Here is a 19,523-nt window from a genome sequence, read left to right as displayed (position 1 = left end):
TGTTACGCATGATAGGAATAAAAAATATTATCGCTACAGCACACACTGCGGCCGATATTTATCCGAACTTGAAGTTGGTACATTTCATCCAAAAACATTGTATACGTGTATTCACCAACATCACTCTAATTGCTGAAAAATCTTTTTTCGGCAATTCATGTATGTACACACAACAGACAAAATTACAAAAAAGAAACCACTTTACGATCTATAATGCATTGCCTCCGTACATACAGATACGCAAAGATACGCGCAACTTTTCCACATCTGTTACTTTGGGGGTAGTAAGCCGATTGGAAAAGATAAAGGGAATGGACCTCATTATTCCAGCTTTTGAACAAATAAAAAAAGGATATCCGAAAATACACCTTTTAATTGTTGGAGACGGTTCTCTGAAAGAACAAATGCAGCAGCAAGCAAAAGATTCAACTACAAATAAAGATATCACATGGGCTGGCAGACAAGAGCAAGAACAACTGCAGACATATTATGATATGATAGACATCTTACTGATACCATCGCGTAGCGAAGGATTCGGCCTGACAGCCATTGAAGGGATGGCAAGAGGATGCGTAGTAGTAGCGTCGAATGCAGGAGGCCTACCGGAAATAGTGAAAGATAAAGAAACAGGATTACTACATGAGAAAGAAAATATCGAAGACATGGTAAAAAAAATACATCATCTTCTGGAAAATCCTCAAATAATGGAAAGATTCTCCATGAAAGCAACAAAATACGCAAAGCAATTTATACATGGACAGTATACTTTGTTATTCAATGATTTATATAGTAAAATAAGACGCTGAAATTATGTATTTTTTCAACTATATATATTTTCTAATTATCACGGTTGCAGGTGTCAAGTTCCTGTTTACAAAACAGGATATCGTGACCCATCCTCTCGATAAAAAGAAAAAAATACTGCTGGATGGACCGGAATTGTTTTGGGTACTGACCTTCTCTACAGGCTTGTTGGCTTTTTCAGCACCCGGAATGTTAGACTTGATGGCTATCCGATTGATGATACTGGAAATATTCCTTTTGGTTGGACTGTTTATAGTAAAACGAAAACCACAATGGAACATAGTAGTAATTCTATATATGATTTATATGATATGGCTAATTATAGGATTGAGTTATACTTTATCTGCAAGCTATGGATTTCGTGTCATATTAAAATACAGTTATCCTCTGCTGATTATGCTTTTTGCCTCAGCAGCAGTAAGGGACAAAGAGATATTTTTAAAAGCCGGGCTGATAGCCAGAATAGTCGCGATCGTATCTATCGGATTTTCGTTTATCCCATTGATCGGCTATTTGGTTCCGGGGGTATTCTGGTATGGAACAGCACGAAGCATACATTACATATCCATATGCATATTTTCTTTAGCGTTATACTATCACGGCGGAAAAGAAAAAAAAGATTTATTATTGTGTATTCTATTTATGATTCCTTGTATTTTATGGGTATTCCGTACCAGTATCATGGGAACGGCATTAGCAGTAATGACTTTTTTCTTCTTTAGGTATAAATTAAAGTCAATGCCTGTTATATTGGGAGTTTTACTATTATTTATCATTGCTATTTTCAATATTCCCAGTGTGAAAGGAAAGATGTTCAAGGATGAGAAAAACGTCAATATAGAACAATTAAAGCATGGGGAAATTTCTAAAGACGATATAAATAGTAATGCGAGATTCGCTATGTGGGAACATCTACAAAAACTTTTTTATAACAATAATAAACTAACGGGATCAGGCACGGGAAGTATACAAAATTATATGTACTCCAACTATGTTTTTGGGGGATTGAAAGTCCCACACAATGACTATGTTCAAATTTCATGTGACAATGGATTGATTGGAATTGTACTATACCTATTGATCATTGTCAGCATTATCACTCATTGCTTTATAGAATATAATAAAAAGAATAGTATAGCTATAAAAATGTGTGCAATTGTAGCTGGAGGCAGTATTGCAGGAGTAGCATTGACTATGTATACAGATAACGTAGTAAATTACTCAATGGCTACACTTTCTTATCCATTCGGATTTTATGGAATGATGTTAGGACTTATAAAAGGAAAAAGATATGATTTCAGTTGTAATACCACTGTATAATAAAGAAAAGCAAATAAAAAGGACATTACAATCAGTCCTTACGCAGACTTTTCAAGACTTCGAAATAGTCATTGTAAATGATGGAAGTACAGACAACAGCGTGATAGAAGTTGAAAAACTGAAAGATCCGCGTATCCGGTTAGTTCATCAGAAAAATGCAGGAGTATCTGCTGCACGGAACAAAGGCATAGAAGAGGCGAAATATGAACTAATAGCTTTTTTAGACGCTGATGACGAATGGCAGTCAGAGTACCTTGCTTCACAATATGAATTATATCAAAAATATCCAGAATGTAGCATCTATGCTTGTAACTACAAATTTAAAGATGATAATGAAAATATATCAGATACGACTATTCGCAAAATACCATTTCGAGAACATGATGGAATCCTAAATAACTATTTTGAAGTAGCCAGTTGTTCACATCCACCTCTATGGACTTCTGCTGTAATGGTAAGAAAAGAAGCGATAAAAATTATCGGTGGGTTTCCACAGGGAATTAAATCAGGCGAAGATTTGCTTACTTGGGCACGGTTATCATTAAAATTTAAGATAGCCTACAATAAAAAAGCATATTGTATTTTCAATAATGATAAAAACAATTACAACACAGATCAGCAAAAACGTCTCCCTGATATACCGGATATTGTAGGCAACCAATTAGAAAATCTGTTAATTAAATATTCCAATATTAAATATTTAAACACATATATTGCTATTTGGTATAAAATGCGGGCAAGGGTTTTTCTACAAAAAGGATTAAATAAAAATGCCCGAAAGGACATCAGATTGTCTATCAACCATAAATTAACTTGGAAAAATTTAATATTCTACATATTGACTTTTTTCCCTAAAAAAATAATTGATCAAATATTTAAATAAAATATCAGACATTATATCGAATTTTGGTATATTGAAAATCAATTATTTTGTTTTCTACTTCCATATCAACACACATATATTATTCAAAAACATAATAAAAATTAGCACTTAATATTAGTTATACCCAATGAAGGTTAGCATTCTACATACAGATTTTCGTATATATTGGCCTGCTCGCATCAAAGTACTACACTCTTACTTAAAATCTAAAGGAATAGAGTTGACAGTCGTAGAAATAGCAGGTAAGGGGAGCCCATATGCTTTTGCAAAACAGCATGAAAATTGTGGATTACATTGGTCCATTCTTTTTCCTTTTGCTAAGATGGAAGCCCTAAAAGGAAGCGATATTGAAAAAGCAATTAACAGCAAACTAAATGAGTTATCTCCCGATATAGTCATAGCTGGTGCTATTGCATTTCCCTCAGGTGCTATAGCTATAGCATGGGCAAAAAATAATAATAAGAAAGTTATCATTTTTGATGATGCAAAAGTAGAAGATGTAAAACGAAATTGTTTTATAAATTTTATAAAGCAAAACATTTATAATGGAGTCGATGCAATGATCTATCCTTCAATAGAATGGGAAGATACTGGTTTGTTTTGGAATTTCAGAAAAGAACAACTATTCTATGGGTTAGATGTGGTTGACAATTCCTTTTGGCAGCAAAATAATAAAAAACAAATAAAAATAGATCATAAATACTTTTTATCAATAGGAAGACAAATCCCTAAAAAAAACTTCATCTTTTTACTCAATTGTTACAAACAATACAAAAATGCATTCAAAGAAAAATCATATAAGTTAGTATTAGTGGGCGAAGGTGATGAACGCAAGAACATCGAAGCATTTATCCATGAAAATCAACTTGAAAAAGACATAATCTTATTTCCCTATTTACAACAAAAAGAATTAATCTCTATATATCAAAATGCCGAAGCATTTATCATAGCAAGCAAACAAGATGAAACTTGGGGATTAGTTATCAATGAAGCCATGGCCTGTGGGCTTCCTATTATTGCAAGTGAAAAGTGTGGAGCCACACACACATTAGTACAAGAAAATATTAATGGATATGTATTCTCCCCTTCCGATAAATCTGATTTGATTAATAAACTATGCTCTTTCCATTTATCTACAGAAGACAATAAAAAAAGAATGAAAGAAGCATCTTTGAAAATAATAAGTAATTGGGATCTGGATAGATTTAGTAAAGCTTGTTATGAAGCAATACAATATACATGTAGAACGAAGAAAAAAAGACAATCTCTTCTTAGTTCCATTTTCATAAAGCTTTGGAAAGGGAGATATAGACCCATATAAACTTGATTATTTAATATAGACAACAATCACACAATGTAAATTATGCAAATAACTGATGAGATTTCTTTTAGTCCACAATAATTACGGAAAATACAGTGGTGAAGAAGCAGTTGTAGACAAAATGGCTGCCATGTTTCAAAGCCACAACCATACTGTTTGTTTTTACCGTTTGACAACTGAAGGGGCGAGAGATACAATATCTGATAAAATAAAGGGATTCACAGCTGGGATATATTCTCACTCAGGGGTCAAAGGGATAAAAAAAATATTGCGTAAAGATAAACCGGATATAATAAATGTGCATAATCTATATCCGTTTATTAGTCCGACTGCTCTTTTCGAATGTAAGAAAGCAGGTATTCCAGTAGTAATGACCGTACATAACTTTCGCCTAATATGCCCTACCGGACTATTTATGCGTAATGGGAAACCTTGTGAACAATGTCTGGATAGAAAAAATGAATGGAGTTGCATCAAATACAATTGTGAACATTCCATTTTCAAATCTATAGGATATACGCTAAGAAATGTGTATGCACGTTGGACTAAAGCATATCTGAAAAATGTGGATATGTTCGCTTGTATCACTGAGTTTCAGAAAAAGAAATTAATAGAAGCCGGATATGATAAAAATAAGATTACAGTAATTCCCAATAGTATTGACGCTCCTTGTTCCTACACTCCTACTACCGGAGGGTATATAGCCTATATTGGAAGGCTAAGCTATGAAAAAGGGTATGATTTGTTAGTAGAAGTCGCCCGAAAACACCCTGAAATAAAATTCTGTTTTGCCGGGGCTCAAAGAGAAAAAAACAATACTGAAATTCCGAAAAATGTAGAATTCAAGGGATATCTTCCAAAAAAAGAATTATCAAAATTCATACAAGAATCCCGATTCATAGTAATACCCAGTAGATGCTATGAAGGATTTCCAATGGCCATATTGGAAGCCGCTTGTCATGGAAAACCGGCAATAGTACCCAATCATGGAGGATTTACTGAGATTATCGGTCAAGGAGAAAATGCAATAGGAAAACTATTCGAACCGGGCAATACAGATGATCTGGATAAGCAAATAGCAGAACTATGGAACAATCAGACACTGATAGAAGAATTGGGAGAAAAGGCTTTCAAGAAATTAAAAGAGCATTATGATTCGGAAGTTGTCTATAAGCAATGGGAAACTCTGTTCAGTAATTTAAAAGCTCCTGACATTGATAGATAACCACTGTGGTATGGTTAAAGGAAAGAATATTAAGAAGGTGAGTAGATTTTGTTGATATTTCAGATATATGTAAATGGAGGAAGGAAGAATAAAAGGATTATTAAATGGTAAAAAAATGCAACATACTGGCTCGCTTTTAAAATGTTGATTATTAGCACTGTATAAACTTCTGTATTTTCTCGTAGAGTTTCGGGGTGTTTCTCGTAGAGGAATCGGGCGAAACTCTACGAGGAACGGGGAGTTGCTCTACGAGAAATTAACTGAATATCCATAAAATGTGACAATAGTGCATAGTAGTAAAGGTAGAAATATTCATTAATTGTAATATTAGTGAATATTCTCATGGGGAGGGGGTATATTAATGATCGTGTTAAAACTACAGTCTAAAATATTTAGACGATGTATTGCCATTTGTCTATTGTTCTCCTATCTCTTAACCAATAACTTATTTTACTCTTACGTCTGCTATTGGAATGACAAGCCTTATATCACCCCTCAATGGGATCCGGACAAAAAATATAAAACAGGAATCATAATGGGAGGATTCGGATACATGGATAAATCAACCGGAAAAATAGGCTATGTGATGTACGACAAAAGTAGAACACAGAATGGAATCAGGCCGGACATGAGAAACAGGCTGTGGCGAGCTGTCAGCTTATGGAAAGAAGGACATCTGGAGAAGATACTGATCACAGGAGACATGGTGGCAAACATACATAAAGATGGAACCTCAGAAAAGAACCTGTTCCTTAGCTATATGAAAAAGTATGCCGGAGTTCCTCCGGAAGCATTCATTTTTGAACAACAATCGGAAAACACATACGAAAATGCACTTTTCACATCAGCAATTCTTAAACAGAAAGGGATAGCAGGGCAGGATTGTCTTTTAATAACCACCGCGTCGCACATCAGACGCAGCCTGAAATGTTTCTCCAAACAAGGGTTCAACATGGACTATTTTTCCGTAGATGCAAGAAGTCCTCTTATGATATCTGCTAATTGGTGGAAGCCGGATATAAAGGTGCTCACGAAATGGAAAGAGCTACTACACGAATGGGGAGGTAGCATCGTTTACAGAACCAAAGGTTATATCTAAAAATGAAATTATGTTTTTTGAACTTAGCAAATTTCTAAACTTCTTTCTTATTTCACCTATCAGTTGGATGTTTTTCTTGTTGATAGGCTTTTGTTTGTTTAAGAGAAGGCGCAGGAAAAAGGCGTGCTTGATCAGTTGTATTGCTTTGTTTCTAATTTTTACTAATAATTTACTGGTAGATTATGTAAAATATCTAACTGTAAAAGAATACAGTGCAATGACAATCTCAGTGGGAAAACAATATAAACTTGCTATCGTGATGGGAGGATTTGCTTCTATGAATAGAAATACCGGGCAAATGCAATATGAACTTGATCGGGCAGACCGAATTTGGGAAGCTGTGAGGCTTTGGAAGAAAGGGGGTGTAGAAAGGATTTTGATTACAGGTGATCCTACTTCCATTATTCAGAAAGATGGGACCTCTACAAAAGAATTGTTTCTTAACTATATGGAAGAGTTGGGAGTACCTCGTTCTGTTTTTCTCCTTGAACAACAGGCTCGAAATACACGTGAAAATGTAATATATGTTCGGAGTATTCTTGAAACAGAGCGAATAACAGAAGAGGAATGTGTACTTATTACTTCCGTTACTCATATGAAACGCAGTTTGAAATGCTTTGCTAAAATTGGGATACACTTGGATATGTATCCGGTAAACACTTACATAAGGCCGGCTAATATAAATCATCGCTCTTTTTATCCGGATTGGGAAGCCGCAATGAAATGGCAGGAACTGTTGAATGAGCAAATAGGGGATATTGTTTATTCATTCGTAGGGTATATTTGACATTTTTATTCATTTTATGGAACGATATTTTAATATCAATTACGAGTTTGATAAAGTTCGTATTTTGGCAGCAGTTGAGGAACAGCTTCAACAAAGCTCTTCTGGTTATGTTTGTGTAGCCGATGGGGTCATATTAAATACAGTTAATAGCGATGCAGAATATATGCATGTGGTTAATAACGGTATGTTTTCTATTTGTGATAGTAGTTATGTACCAATCTATCTTCGTTGGATTTATGGAATAAAGCGTTCTCAATATGCCGGGAGTGATATATTTAGAGATCTTGTTCATCAAAAAAAATATCGGATGTTTTTTATGGGAGCATCACAAACGATATTGAATGGACTACGGTCTAATTTGTCTCAAATAGATAAGCGTATTGATAATATGACATTTTATGAATTGCCATTCTGTGATGTGGAAGATTTTGACTATCAGAATATTGCTCAAATGATAGAGAAAGATAAGGCAGAAATTATTTGGATTGCATTAGGAGCTCCTAAACAAGAAATTTTCATGAATCGACTGCAACCACATTTACGGAAAGGAGTAATGATTGCTGTTGGAGCTGTTTTTAAATTTTATAGTGGGTGTAGCGTACGACGTGCCCCTGGCTGGATCGTCCGATTACACGGAGAGTTTGTCTATCGAATATTTAGTGAACCTAAAAAGCAAATACAGCGATGTGCTTTAATTCTTTATACGCTTCCGTCTTTATTATATAATGAGTGGAAAAGGAAACATAAAAAAGAATCATCAACAAAGATTTCTACTTGGCTTGTTCTTTGATAGGGGAGTAGGATAAAACTCTAATAAAAAAACATAAAAATCAAGGCTTTAATTGGGTTTTGGTGATCTGTCTGGGATTTATAATTTGACTTTGTCTGATTTTTATTGATTTTGTATGGTGTTATGAATCAGTATGTTATAACTTTATTTCTATTTTCTAATAGCACATAAATTTTGTACGATTAAATAAAGAGTGGGGAGTAAATAGACACTTACTCTCCACCTTTTTTCTTTTCATATTTGTTTCAAAATAACAAATAAAGGAATAAAATATATGATGGAAATTAGTTATAATTGTAGAGCATTTTTACATAAGAATGGCTAGGCTATGATTCGCGTCAGATGGAATAAAGAAGCGTGAAGTTGTATTTTCTGTGGGTTACAATGATGATCCTATAAAAATGGTATAATGAGAATCAAAGAACCAGATAAAATACTACTCACAAAAAACTGGAGAGAATACATAAATCACACTCCAAAAGATTACTATGCCATGAGAAAATCATTTATATTTTATGTAAGGATACTTGCTTTAACCAAGTAAATGCATTTGTAGAATGATACGGAGAAAATAGACTTATTTTGAAATTATAATGGAGAATATTAATGAGTAATATCTTAATATTTGTAATGTAAATGCTTAAACAATAGTTAATTTCTTTCATAAATTTGTGAATTTATGAATTGTACAATAATTTTGCAGCCAAATTAATTTTAAGAAGAAATAATATGAGATCGTTTTTATTAGGATTATTAGCTATTGGCCTTGGCTACACGGCAAATGCACAAACCTCTAAGGAGGAGTTACAACAGGCAAAAATAGATTCGCTGACTACTGTTATTCAAGATTTACGAACCAATCAGCAGAACATACAGAAACAGATTGAAACTGTTGACAAAAATGCGACTGTATGGAAGCGTGGAAAGTACCGTAACTTTAGTTTTAGCAAAGAAAAACTTGAAATTGATGGTTTTGATGCTGCTATTAAAAGTGAATGGGGAGCTGCAATTACATTGGGAAAGACATTTTATTTGCATAAGACTCCTATCTTGAATATGATTAAGATTGGTCTTGACTGGACCTATTTCGATATTAGTGCTGCCGGATATGAAATGAATAATGAGGAAGGGGGAAAGGATGACACCTATCATTTTACAGCAGGCATGCATATCGGTCCTTCTGTAACGGTAAATCCGATAGATAATCTGAAAGCCAGTGTTTATTTCCGTTATGCACCGAGTTATGCAGGAATGTATGCAGACGATGAATATTATTCAGGTGGATATGCCAGCTTCTTTGTTTCCGGTCTTTCTGTAGCTTATAAAGTTATTTCAGTTGGAGTGGAGAAGCGTTGGGGGACCGTTAAATATGACCGCTCGGATACAGATGAAAAAACTAAGTTTAAAGTTTCAGGTCCCCGTTTTTATATAGGTTTCCGTTTTTAATCAAATCGTTCGATTATAAGGAATGTTGTTGGATACTATAGTTTTTCATATAATGACAGACATAATATTGTAATACTTATTCCAACAGGAAAAGAAATTAAAGGAAGGTAGCTTTTTACACTATCTTCCTTTTTTATTTATTCCTACTTCAACTTCATCGCTAACGCATCTTTCCTGATATCTAAAACCAAATCTTTTACGGCTAAGTTTGAAGTAGTACTGAGATAAGTTACAGAAAAAAAAGCTGCTAATTTGTTGATTAACAGCTTTTGTGGAGAGTATCGGACTCGAACCGATCACCTCGACACATATCGTGTTTAGAACTACACTGATTATCAGCAGCTTTATGATAGAAAGTGTAACATTTTGGTGTAACAAAATAGTGTAACAAACGCTAAAAAAAGACTTTTGAAGTAGTGTTGAGATAAGTTACAGAAAAAAGAAAAGCTGCTAATTTATTGATTAACAGCTTTTTTTGTGGAGAGTACGAGACTCGAACTCGTCACCTCGACACTGCCAGTGTCGCGCTCTAGCCAGATGAGCTAACCCCCCAAATGTATTATGCCAACGTTTGCAGGCTTTGTTCCATTTTCGTGGTGCAAATATAATGCATTATTCTGAAATAATTGCTATGTTTGCGGTAAATAATAACAAAAAAAGAAATATGCTTATCTATAATACGACATTTCAAGTAGATGACGAGATTCATGATAACTTCCTGATATGGATTAAAGAGTGTTATATTCCTGAAATAAAAAAACATGGAGCGTTAAAATCACCGCGTATATGCCGGGTGTTAAGCCATAGGGAAGATGGTACCTCTTATTCTTTACAGTGGGAGGTGGAGAGTAGCGGGGTATTACATCGGTGGCATTTGGAACAAGGTGCGAAGTTGAATGGAGAATTATCGAAAATATTTAAAGATAAGGTAGTCGGGTTTCCGACATTGATGGAGGTTATGGAGTGATACAGCCGGTAAAAGAGAAGATAATTCTGGGGATCGATCCGGGGACTACCATTATGGGATATGGGGTGCTGCGGGTGACGGGAACAAAGCCTGAAATGATTGCCATGGGAATTATCGATTTGCGTAAATTCGGTGATCATTATTTGAAATTGAGACATATTCATGAACGGGTATTGGGTATAATCGAAAGTTATCTACCGGATGAACTGGCAATTGAGGCACCTTTTTTTGGCAAGAACGTTCAGTCCATGCTGAAATTGGGACGTGCACAGGGGGTAGCAATGGCGGTGGCGTTGAGCAGGGATATTCCGATAACCGAATATGCTCCTTTGAAAATTAAGATGGCGATTACGGGAAATGGGCAAGCATCGAAAGAGCAAGTGGCCGATATGTTGCAACGTATGTTACACTTGGCGAAAGAGGAAATGCCTGTTTTCATGGATGCTACAGATGGATTGGCGGCAGCCTATTGTCATTTTCTTCAAATGGGGCGTCCTACGATAGAGAAAGGATATCATGGTTGGAAAGATTTTATAGCCAAGAATCCGGATAAAGTGAGGTGAATAATAAAGTGAATTTGAAATAAAAAGAAATGCTATGAAGTTAAACTATCTGGCTATAATAGGAGTGACGACAGCAACAGTGATGAGTTGTACACCAGCAAGAAAAGAATATGCATCTTATGAATTATATCCCGTCCGTTCGGGAAGCCTGACAGAGATGGAGTATACGCCTGCGACTACAAAGTTTTCGCTTTGGGCACCTACGGCAGACGAAGTCCGATTAATGTTGTTCGAAACCGGAGAGGGCGGACATGCCTATGAAACGATACCGATGGTGTTGGGAGAGGAAGGTACGTGGGCAATAACGGTTGATAAGGATTTGGTAGGAAAATTCTATACTTTTAATGTAAAAGTAAACGATAAATGGCTTGGTGATACTCCGGGCATCAATGCAAAAGCAGTAGGTGTGAATGGCAAACGGGCAGCCGTTATTGACCTGAAGACTACTGATCCGGAAGGTTGGGAGACAGATGTACGTCCGGAGCTTAAATCTCCTGCTGACATTATTCTTTATGAAATGCATCATCGCGACTTTTCGATAGATTCTGCTTCGGGCATTAAAAACAAAGGAAAATTCTTGGCATTAACGGAGCACGGAACTTTAAATCCGGATAGATTATTGACAGGTATCGATCATTTGGTCGAACTGGGAGTGACACATGTACATTTGCTGCCCTCTTATGACTATGCTTCTGTGGATGAAACTAAGTTGAATGAAAATAAATATAACTGGGGATATGATCCTCAGAATTACAATGTGCCGGACGGATCTTACTCTACCGATCCCTATAATCCTGTGGCGCGTATCAAAGAGTTTAAACAGATGGTGCAAGCGTTACATAAGGCGGGTATACGGGTGGTGCTTGATGTAGTGTATAATCATACATTCAATACCACTGATAGTAATTTTGAGCGTACGGCGCCGGGATATTTCTATCGCCATAAGGAAGACGGAACATTGGCAAACGGCTCTGCTTGTGGTAATGAAACGGCGAGCGATCGTCCGATGATGCGTAAGTATATGATTGAGTCGGTGCTTTATTGGATGAATGAATATCATATTGACGGATTTCGTTTCGACTTGATGGGTATTCATGATATCGAGACAATGAATGAAATCCGTAAGGCGGTGGATAAGGTGGATCCTACTATTTATATCTACGGAGAAGGATGGGCTGCGGAAGCTCCGCAATATCCGGCTGATTCGTTGGCTATGAAAGCCAATACTCATGAGATGCCGGGGATTGCCGCATTTTCTGATGAACTGCGTGATGGTTTAAGAGGGCCTTTCAGCGACAATCATAAAGGAGCGTTTCTGGCAGGATTGCCCGGTAGTGAGGAGAGCCTTAAGTTTGGTATTGTGGGAGCGATTCAGCATCCGCAGGTTAATTACGATTCGGTGAATTATAGTAAAGCTCCTTGGGCATTGCAGCCTACACAGATGATAAGTTATGTGTCTTGTCACGATGATATGTGTCTGGTGGATCGTTTGAAGACAAGTATCCCTACACTTACACCGGAGCAATTGGTGAGATTGGATAAATTGGCTCAAACAGTGGTTTTTACTTCTCAGGGAGTGCCGTTTATTCAGGCAGGTGAAGAGGTGATGCGTGATAAAAAAGGAGTGCACAACAGTTACGAAAGCCCGGATTCTATCAATGCCATCGATTGGAAACGCAAAACCACGAACAATGATGTATTTATTTACTATAAGCGATTAATAGATTTGCGTAAATCGCATCCGGCTTTCCGTATGGGGGACGCGGAGAAAGTGCGTGAACACTTGGAATTCCTACCTGTGGAAGGTAACAACCTAATAGCATTCCGCTTGAAAGATAATGCGAACGGGGACACATGGAAAGATATAATCGTTGTATATAACTCGCGTGATGCTTTAGCTAAACTGGCAGTTCCAGAAGGTAAATACACGGTTGTTTGCAAAGATGGTGTGATCGACAGCCGTGGCTTGGGAACGGTTTATGGGCCGGAAGTTTCTATTCCTGCACAATCGGCATTGATAATGTATAAAAAATAAAATGAGACAAAATATCGTAAGTATAGCGGGGGGCGTAGCACGCAACCCGCTTGTGCGTTTGGCACAGCCTGTAACGGCAACTTTGGAGGCAGGTGAGCATATTGCTATCGTAGGGCCAAACGGTGGTGGAAAGAGTTTGTTTGTGGATACGCTTCTTGGAAAATACCCACTGAAAGAGGGGACGTTGACGTATGACTTTTCACCGTCTTCTACCAATACCGTATATGATAATGTGAAATATATCGCTTTTCGTGATACTTATGGGGCGGCAGATGCGAACTATTATTATCAGCAACGTTGGAATGCACATGATCAGGATGATGCGCCCGAAGTCCGTGAAATGTTGGGTGAGATAAAAGACCCGGCATTAAAAGAGGAACTCTTTGAATTGTTTCGAATAGAACCGATGCTGGATAAAAAGATCATTTTGCTTTCCAGCGGAGAGTTGCGGAAATTTCAATTGACGAAAACATTGCTTACTTCTCCGCGTGTGCTTATAATGGATAATCCTTTTATCGGTTTGGATGCTCCTACGCGTGAATTACTTTTCACATTACTCGAACGTCTTACGAAAATGTCTTCTGTACAAATCGTTTTGATACTTTCGATGATGGACGATGTACCCTCGTTTATAACTCATGTCATTCCAGTCGATCATCTGACGGTTTATGATAAAATACCTCGTGAAGAGTATTTGATAAAATATCGTGAAAATGTTGTAGAAGAATCATTTGCAGAACTGCAGCAGCGTATTGCCGATTTGCCGTATAGTGATACGAATTATAGTTCGGAGGAGGTCGTAAAACTCAATAAAGTCAGTATCCGTTATGGCGATCGTACTATTCTTAAAGAACTTGATTGGACAGTCCGTCGGGGCGAAAAATGGGCATTGAGCGGAGAGAATGGTGCCGGAAAATCCACCCTGCTTAGCTTGGTTTGTGCCGATAATCCTCAATCTTATGCTTGTGATATCAGTTTGTTCGGGCGTAAACGAGGAACGGGTGAAAGTATTTGGGAAATAAAGAAACATATCGGCTATGTCAGTCCGGAAATGCATCGCGCTTATTTGAAGAATCTGCCTGCTATCGAGATTGTTGCCAGTGGTCTGCACGACAGCATTGGACTGTACAAACGTCCGCATCAGGAACAGATGGCGGTATGTGAATGGTGGATGGACGTTTTTGGAATTGCTTCTTTGAAGGATAAACCGTTTCTTCAGTTATCCAGTGGGGAGCAGCGTTTGGCTCTGTTGGCCCGTGCATTTGTGAAAGATCCGGAACTGCTGATTCTTGATGAACCTCTTCATGGATTGGATACATTCAATCGCCGGAGAGTAAAGAAAGTGATTGAAGCCTTTTGCCGGCGGCAAGATAAAACGATGATTATGGTGACACACTACGAGTCGGAATTGCCGGATGTCATTTCAGACCGTCTTTTTTTGCGGAGGAATAGATAAGGAGCAGGCAGTGGATCGGGAATTCAAAAAATCGCAGTATGCTTTGTGGCAGGTTTTTAGGTCCTCTTCTCCATATACGAAATGAGTGGATTCCGGCAACCGGATCAATTGAAGATATTTTGTGGATATCGTACGTTGGAATACTCTTACGCTGGAACTGCTGACCAGTTCGTCTTTATCTGCATGAATCACTAAAGTAGGTACGGCTACGCAGTGTAGCAGCTTTCTTGTCTGCTTCATCAATCGGAATAAATCTATTATTCTCGGTGCCCATGTGAGATAGGTGAAAAGCGAACAGGGAGCTACACTACTTGCGTGAAGCAATGCCTGAGCCGGATCATTTTCCGATATCTTTTTAGAAAATCCTATTTTAAGGTTGTTTTTAATGGCCAGCCACTTTACACTGACATGCAGTGGCGAATCTATGGCTACAATTCCTGTTATTTGCCCGGGATTTTCTGCATAGGCGATAAAAGAAAGTAATGTTCCCATAGAGTGGCCGACGAGGATAATCTTGTCATATTGTTGTTTATATAAATTTATTTGGGTACGTGTATAATCGATCCATTGGTCTCCGCTACTACGGGCAAAATCTTTACCAGTCCCGCCGTGTCCCGGTAATAACAAGGAAACAGCCGAATAGCCGTGCTGTATTGTCAGTTTCATTAGATCCTTGAACTGTGCCGGTCCTTCCACAATACCATGTATAAAGATAACAATCGTGTTGGTGTTCTTGACCGGACAAAATTCCGGCTTTTGGGATTCTGAGTATGGATTCATTCTATTTTACTAACTTAAAGGATGAGTAAACCAGAAATAAGACCCTTTACCGGGTTCTGATTCAAGACCGATCTGTCCGTTCAATTGTGTGACGATATTCTCACAGATGGAAAGTCCCAGTCCTGTGCCCGGGATGAAGCTATTGAGTTTGACAAAACGTTTAAAGACATCTTTTTGCATTTCCGGCTCTATCCCGGTTCCTGTGTCTTTTACATAAAATTTCACTTCTTTTTCCCTTACTTCATATCCGATGGTGATATTTCCTTGAAAAGTGAATTTTATGGCATTGGTTATGAAATTTATCAATACTTGGTTCAGTCTGTTTTTATCACTGACGAGATATAATTCCGGAAGGTCGGGTACAAGAAGTATCTCCACACCCGTTTTTGCTTTTCCTTGAAATGAATTTACCAGATCGGTGCAAAGTTGTCGTGCTTCCATCTCTTTCGGGTTTATGTCGAAAGTTCCGGCTTCTATTTTAGACAGATCCAGAATATCCGAAATCAATTGTAGCAATAATCGGTTGTTTTCTTCTACAATATCGGCATATTGCTTTCTTTCTTCTGGATCGTTTGTCTCCTGCATCATACTTGAAAAACCGACAATGGCATTAAGAGGAGTCCGTATTTCATGACTCATATTAGCAAGAAAAGCTGATTTTAACCGATCGGATTCTTCTGCCCTTTCTTTGGCGTCGATCAGTTTCAATTCGGTATCTTTTAGTTCGGTAATGTCGAAATTAATACAAAGCATTTCTATGATATTGTCTTGCGGACGATAACTTCTGACAAGAACATTGATCCGTGTCCAGGTATAATGCCCGTCTTCCCTGCGGATACGGACGTCCCGGCATAGTTTGGAAGCAGTACCTTTTACCACTTTGTCGAGAAAATCAATCATTACCGCACGGTCTTCCGGATGAAAATGAGAATGAATACCGATGATATCTGTAAGGGGAGTACCTTCTTTTTCTCCTACATTGCGGAACCAGCTTTTTAATGCATAGCCATCCCGGCTGAGACCGTCAAAATGGGCATAACCTACTTTGGCGTAGTCACCAACCAAGTCGAAGAAACTTTTAAATTCCTGTATTTTATTGTATGCAACTGTACTTTCTGTTTTGTCTACATTGATCAATAAATAATTAATCGGTTGTTCATTATTGTCGTATAGAGTGGTTACTTTTATCATTAAATCCATTATGCCTTGAAGCTGTTGCGACTTATAATATCCGTTTAGTTTGGAGAAGTCGTATCGAAGGGCTATGTCAGCATCTTCATGGTTTCTCAACTTTTCTTTTAGTTCATCAGAGAATACCGGGTTATCGAAGATATTGACTCCTAATATCTGATCTTTATTGGTAATATGAAACATATCCATATCTTTCTTGTTAAGGTCGATCAGATATCCGTCCTTATTATATAGTTCGATTCCTACCGGAAGATTCTTATAGATGTTGTGTAAAATACGTTCACTATGTTGAAGTGCCTGATAGGCTGTGGTCGTATTAGGACCATCCTGTGCTTCGGCGATACCGTATACTTTTATATTTCCTTCATTGTCTGTTTCCTGAAAACATATCTTGCTACGTATCCACACTCCGCCTTTGGGGGTGTCGAGTAAATATACTTCTTCAGTTGTTTGTTGTAATTCATTAAAAGAAGAGACAGTGGTATGATGTTGATCTTCTTTCAATATGCGTGCATTGAAATCTTTGAAGCTGATGGTTCCGTCCTCATCGAGCCCCAGTAAATCAGAGATGAATTCGGAACAGATATAGCGCTCGGTTTTTATATCTGCTTCCCACCATCCCATATTCGCTTTGTTCATTAACTTGAAAATAAACTTATCGTCTGATTGTCTGTTAGTATTCAAAGTCGTATTTTTTTGATTAAAGATTGTTTATGGTGTAAAAATAATGATTTAGATTGAAAAAAGAGCAATAAATCAGTATTTTTAGGTATTGATAACTCCCATCTTTCGTATGAACTTTGTTCTCGTCAAAAATGTTCTATATTAAAACGGAAAGGAGATTATAAGAAATGAAAAAGATTGTTTTGCTCCGCCACGGCGAGAGTGCATGGAATAAAGAAAATCGTTTTACGGGATGGACAGATGTTGATTTGACTGAAAAAGGGATTGCTGAAGCTAATAAGGCGGGTGAATTGTTGAAAGAAAATGGCTTTAATTTTGATAAAGCGTACACTTCTTATTTGAAACGAGCGGTGAAGACTTTGAATTGTGCTTTGGATAAATTGGATCAGGATTGGATTCCGGTTGAGAAAACTTGGCGTTTGAATGAAAAACATTATGGTGCGTTGCAGGGATTGAACAAAACTGAAACTGCTGCCCAATATGGAGATGAACGGGTGTTAGTGTGGCGTCGTAGTTATGATGTAGCGCCTCATGCATTGTCAGAAGATGATTCGCGCAATCCACGCTTTGAAGTTCGTTATAAAGAGGTGCCTGATGCAGAATTACCTCGTACAGAATCCCTGAAGGAGACAATCGACCGGATTATGCCTTATTGGAAATGTATTATTTTTCCGAATTTAAAGACTGCAGACCAATTACTTGTCGTAGCCCATGGAAATAGTTTACGGGGAATTATTAAACATTTAAAACATATTTCTGACGAGGATATCGTCAACCTTAATTTGCCTACGGCCGTTCCTTATGTCTTTGAATTCGATGACGATCTCAATCTGGTGAACGATTACTTTTTGGGAGACCCGGAAGAAATAAAGAAACTGATGGAAGCTGTGGCTAATCAGGGGAAGAGAGAAGTTGGGAGTTAGAAGTTAGGAGTTAGAAGCTATGCAGCATGTTGGCGTTATTGATCAACAAACTTTTGACTACTTATTGTCAGCTCTTAACTTCCAGCTTCCAGCTTCCAACTCCTAACTTCCAACTATTATTAATTATTAAAAACAATAACATTATGAGTAAAATAACAGATTTATTAGGTGATAAGGCAGCTTATTATCTTGACCATACTTGCAAAACCATTGATAAGTCACTTATTCACGTGCCTTCTTCGGATACGATAGACCGTATTTGGATTGATTCCGACCGTAACATACAGACTTTACGTAGTTTGCAGACGATTCTGGGACACGGTCGTTTGGCAAATACCGGTTATGTTTCCATTCTTCCTGTCGATCAGGATATCGAGCATACTGCCGGTGCTTCTTTTGCTCCGAATCCAATTTATTTCGATCCGGAAAACATTGTAAAATTGGCTATTGAAGGAGGGTGTAATGCTGTTGCATCTACTTTTGGTATTCTCGGTTCTGTGGCACGTAAATATGCTCACAAGATTCCTTTTGTGGTGAAACTGAATCACAATGAATTATTAAGCTATCCCAATTCGTATGATCAGGTGATGTTTGGTACGGTGAAAGAAGCATGGGAGATGGGAGCGGTTGCCGTAGGTGCTACCATTTATTTCGGTTCCGAGCAGAGCCGTAGGCAGTTGGTAGAGACAGCCGAGGCTTTTGATTATGCTCATGAGCTCGGTATGGCGACTATTTTATGGTGTTATCTACGTAATAACGATTTCAAGAAAGACGGTGTGGATTATCATGCAGCTGCCGACCTTACCGGGCAGGCAGACCGACTTGGGGTAACTATCAAGGCAGATATCGTAAAACAGAAACTTCCTACGAATAATGGTGGCTTCAAGGCTATCGGTTTCGGTAAAACAGATGAGCGTATGTACACACAACTGACTTCGGAACATCCGATTGACCTTTGCCGTTATCAAGTGGCTAATGGCTATATGGGTCGTGTCGGATTGATAAATTCCGGCGGTGAGTCTCACGGTGCTTCCGATTTGAGGGATGCTGTGGTTACGGCTGTTGTCAATAAGCGTGCCGGTGGCATGGGATTGATCAGTGGGCGTAAAGCTTTCCAGAAGCCTATGAATAAAGGTGTGGAATTGTTGAATGCTATTCAGGATGTTTATTTGGATCCGGCCGTTACGATTGCCTAATTCCATTTGACATCGTGTGATGCAAAGGTCACAGAGCGTATTATTTAATAGGG

General features: G+C 37.7%; 17 protein-coding genes and 1 tRNA gene. 15 read left to right on the top strand and 3 right to left on the bottom strand.

Annotated features, from left to right (window positions below; genetic code table 11):
• From QVP90_RS13300 to QVP90_RS13260, 9 genes are all read left to right on the top strand, one after another.
• The coding region (locus QVP90_RS13300) for a glycosyltransferase family 4 protein (RefSeq protein ID WP_288204498.1) at positions 1–806 on the top strand (806 nt) is incomplete at its 5' end.
• Positions 807–810: 4 nt separating this feature from the next.
• A complete protein-coding gene (locus QVP90_RS13295; RefSeq protein ID WP_021936699.1) occupies positions 811–2,124 on the top strand; it encodes an O-antigen ligase family protein in 1,314 nt (437 codons plus the stop codon).
• Positions 2,096–3,007 carry a glycosyltransferase family 2 protein gene (locus tag QVP90_RS13290; protein ID WP_021936698.1) on the top strand — a complete coding sequence of 304 codons (912 nt, stop codon included), beginning with the start codon at positions 2,096–2,098 and terminating at the stop codon, positions 3,005–3,007. Before QVP90_RS13295 ends, QVP90_RS13290 begins: the two co-directional genes overlap by 29 nt.
• Positions 3,008–3,134: 127 nt before the next feature.
• Positions 3,135–4,328 carry a glycosyltransferase family 4 protein gene (locus QVP90_RS13285; protein WP_021936697.1) on the top strand — a complete coding sequence of 398 codons (1,194 nt, stop codon included), beginning with the start codon at positions 3,135–3,137 and terminating at the stop codon, positions 4,326–4,328.
• Between the two features lie 55 nt (positions 4,329–4,383).
• Complete coding sequence (locus QVP90_RS13280) at positions 4,384–5,553, top strand: glycosyltransferase family 4 protein (RefSeq protein ID WP_021936696.1); 1,170 nt, start codon at positions 4,384–4,386, stop codon at positions 5,551–5,553.
• A 535-nt stretch (positions 5,554–6,088) separates the two neighbouring features.
• The gene (locus QVP90_RS13275) at positions 6,089–6,652 is read left to right on the top strand and encodes a YdcF family protein (protein ID WP_021936695.1); all 564 of its coding nucleotides are present in this window, start codon (positions 6,089–6,091) and stop codon (positions 6,650–6,652) included.
• Positions 6,653–6,869: 217 nt separating this feature from the next.
• Positions 6,870–7,439: a YdcF family protein gene (locus QVP90_RS13270; protein WP_229034300.1), complete on the top strand. Its 570-nt coding sequence runs from the start codon at positions 6,870–6,872 to the stop codon at positions 7,437–7,439.
• 16 nt (positions 7,440–7,455) lie between these two features.
• Positions 7,456–8,229, top strand: coding sequence for a WecB/TagA/CpsF family glycosyltransferase (locus QVP90_RS13265; RefSeq protein ID WP_005929917.1), 774 nt, complete (start codon positions 7,456–7,458; stop codon positions 8,227–8,229).
• Between the two features lie 729 nt (positions 8,230–8,958).
• Positions 8,959–9,675 carry a hypothetical protein gene (locus QVP90_RS13260; RefSeq protein ID WP_005929922.1) on the top strand — a complete coding sequence of 239 codons (717 nt, stop codon included), beginning with the start codon at positions 8,959–8,961 and terminating at the stop codon, positions 9,673–9,675.
• Between the two features lie 478 nt (positions 9,676–10,153).
• On the opposite strand, the gene QVP90_RS13255 is transcribed toward QVP90_RS13260, so the two are convergent.
• Positions 10,154–10,227, bottom strand: a tRNA-Ala gene (locus tag QVP90_RS13255).
• A 112-nt stretch (positions 10,228–10,339) separates the two neighbouring features.
• On the opposite strand from QVP90_RS13255, the gene QVP90_RS13250 reads away from it, so the two are divergent.
• The 4 genes from QVP90_RS13250 to QVP90_RS13235 are packed head-to-tail and all read left to right on the top strand — an operon-like array spanning position 10,340 to position 14,696.
• On the top strand, positions 10,340–10,642 hold the full coding sequence (locus QVP90_RS13250; protein WP_044094074.1) for a DUF4286 family protein: 303 nt from the start codon (positions 10,340–10,342) through the stop codon (positions 10,640–10,642).
• Positions 10,639–11,205 carry a crossover junction endodeoxyribonuclease RuvC gene (gene ruvC / locus QVP90_RS13245; RefSeq protein WP_005930070.1) on the top strand — a complete coding sequence of 189 codons (567 nt, stop codon included), beginning with the start codon at positions 10,639–10,641 and terminating at the stop codon, positions 11,203–11,205. The genes QVP90_RS13250 and ruvC overlap by 4 nt, the downstream gene beginning before the upstream one ends.
• 34 nt (positions 11,206–11,239) lie before the next feature.
• Positions 11,240–13,240 carry a type I pullulanase gene (gene pulA / locus QVP90_RS13240; protein ID WP_021936692.1) on the top strand — a complete coding sequence of 667 codons (2,001 nt, stop codon included), beginning with the start codon at positions 11,240–11,242 and terminating at the stop codon, positions 13,238–13,240.
• Position 13,241: 1 nt separating this feature from the next.
• Positions 13,242–14,696, top strand: a complete 1,455-nt coding sequence (locus tag QVP90_RS13235; protein WP_005930076.1) for an ATP-binding cassette domain-containing protein — start codon at positions 13,242–13,244, stop codon at positions 14,694–14,696.
• On the opposite strand, the gene QVP90_RS13230 is transcribed toward QVP90_RS13235, so the two are convergent.
• Positions 14,664–15,476, bottom strand: a complete 813-nt coding sequence (locus QVP90_RS13230) for an alpha/beta hydrolase (protein WP_021936691.1) — start codon at positions 15,474–15,476, stop codon at positions 14,664–14,666. The genes QVP90_RS13235 and QVP90_RS13230 overlap by 33 nt on opposite strands.
• A 9-nt stretch (positions 15,477–15,485) precedes the next feature.
• On the bottom strand, positions 15,486–17,306 hold the full coding sequence (locus QVP90_RS13225) for a PAS domain-containing sensor histidine kinase (RefSeq protein WP_264381116.1): 1,821 nt from the start codon (positions 17,304–17,306) through the stop codon (positions 15,486–15,488).
• Positions 17,307–17,518: 212 nt separating this feature from the next.
• Here QVP90_RS13225 and gpmA point away from each other — a divergent pair, with 212 nt between their 5' ends.
• Both gpmA and QVP90_RS13215 read left to right on the top strand, forming a co-directional pair.
• Positions 17,519–18,274, top strand: a complete 756-nt coding sequence (gene gpmA / locus QVP90_RS13220) for a 2,3-diphosphoglycerate-dependent phosphoglycerate mutase (protein ID WP_005930085.1) — start codon at positions 17,519–17,521, stop codon at positions 18,272–18,274.
• 143 nt (positions 18,275–18,417) lie between these two features.
• A complete protein-coding gene (locus QVP90_RS13215; protein ID WP_021936689.1) occupies positions 18,418–19,470 on the top strand; it encodes a class I fructose-bisphosphate aldolase in 1,053 nt (350 codons plus the stop codon).
• Positions 19,471–19,523 lie beyond the last annotated feature (53 nt).

It is taken from the genome of Bacteroides sp. CAG:189 (assembly GCF_000432295.1).
In the GTDB taxonomy this organism is placed as follows: Bacteria; Bacteroidota; Bacteroidia; order Bacteroidales; family Bacteroidaceae; genus Bacteroides; species Bacteroides salyersiae.
The sequence above is the reverse complement of the archived record's forward strand: the minus strand, read 5'-3'. Positions and strand labels throughout refer to the sequence as shown.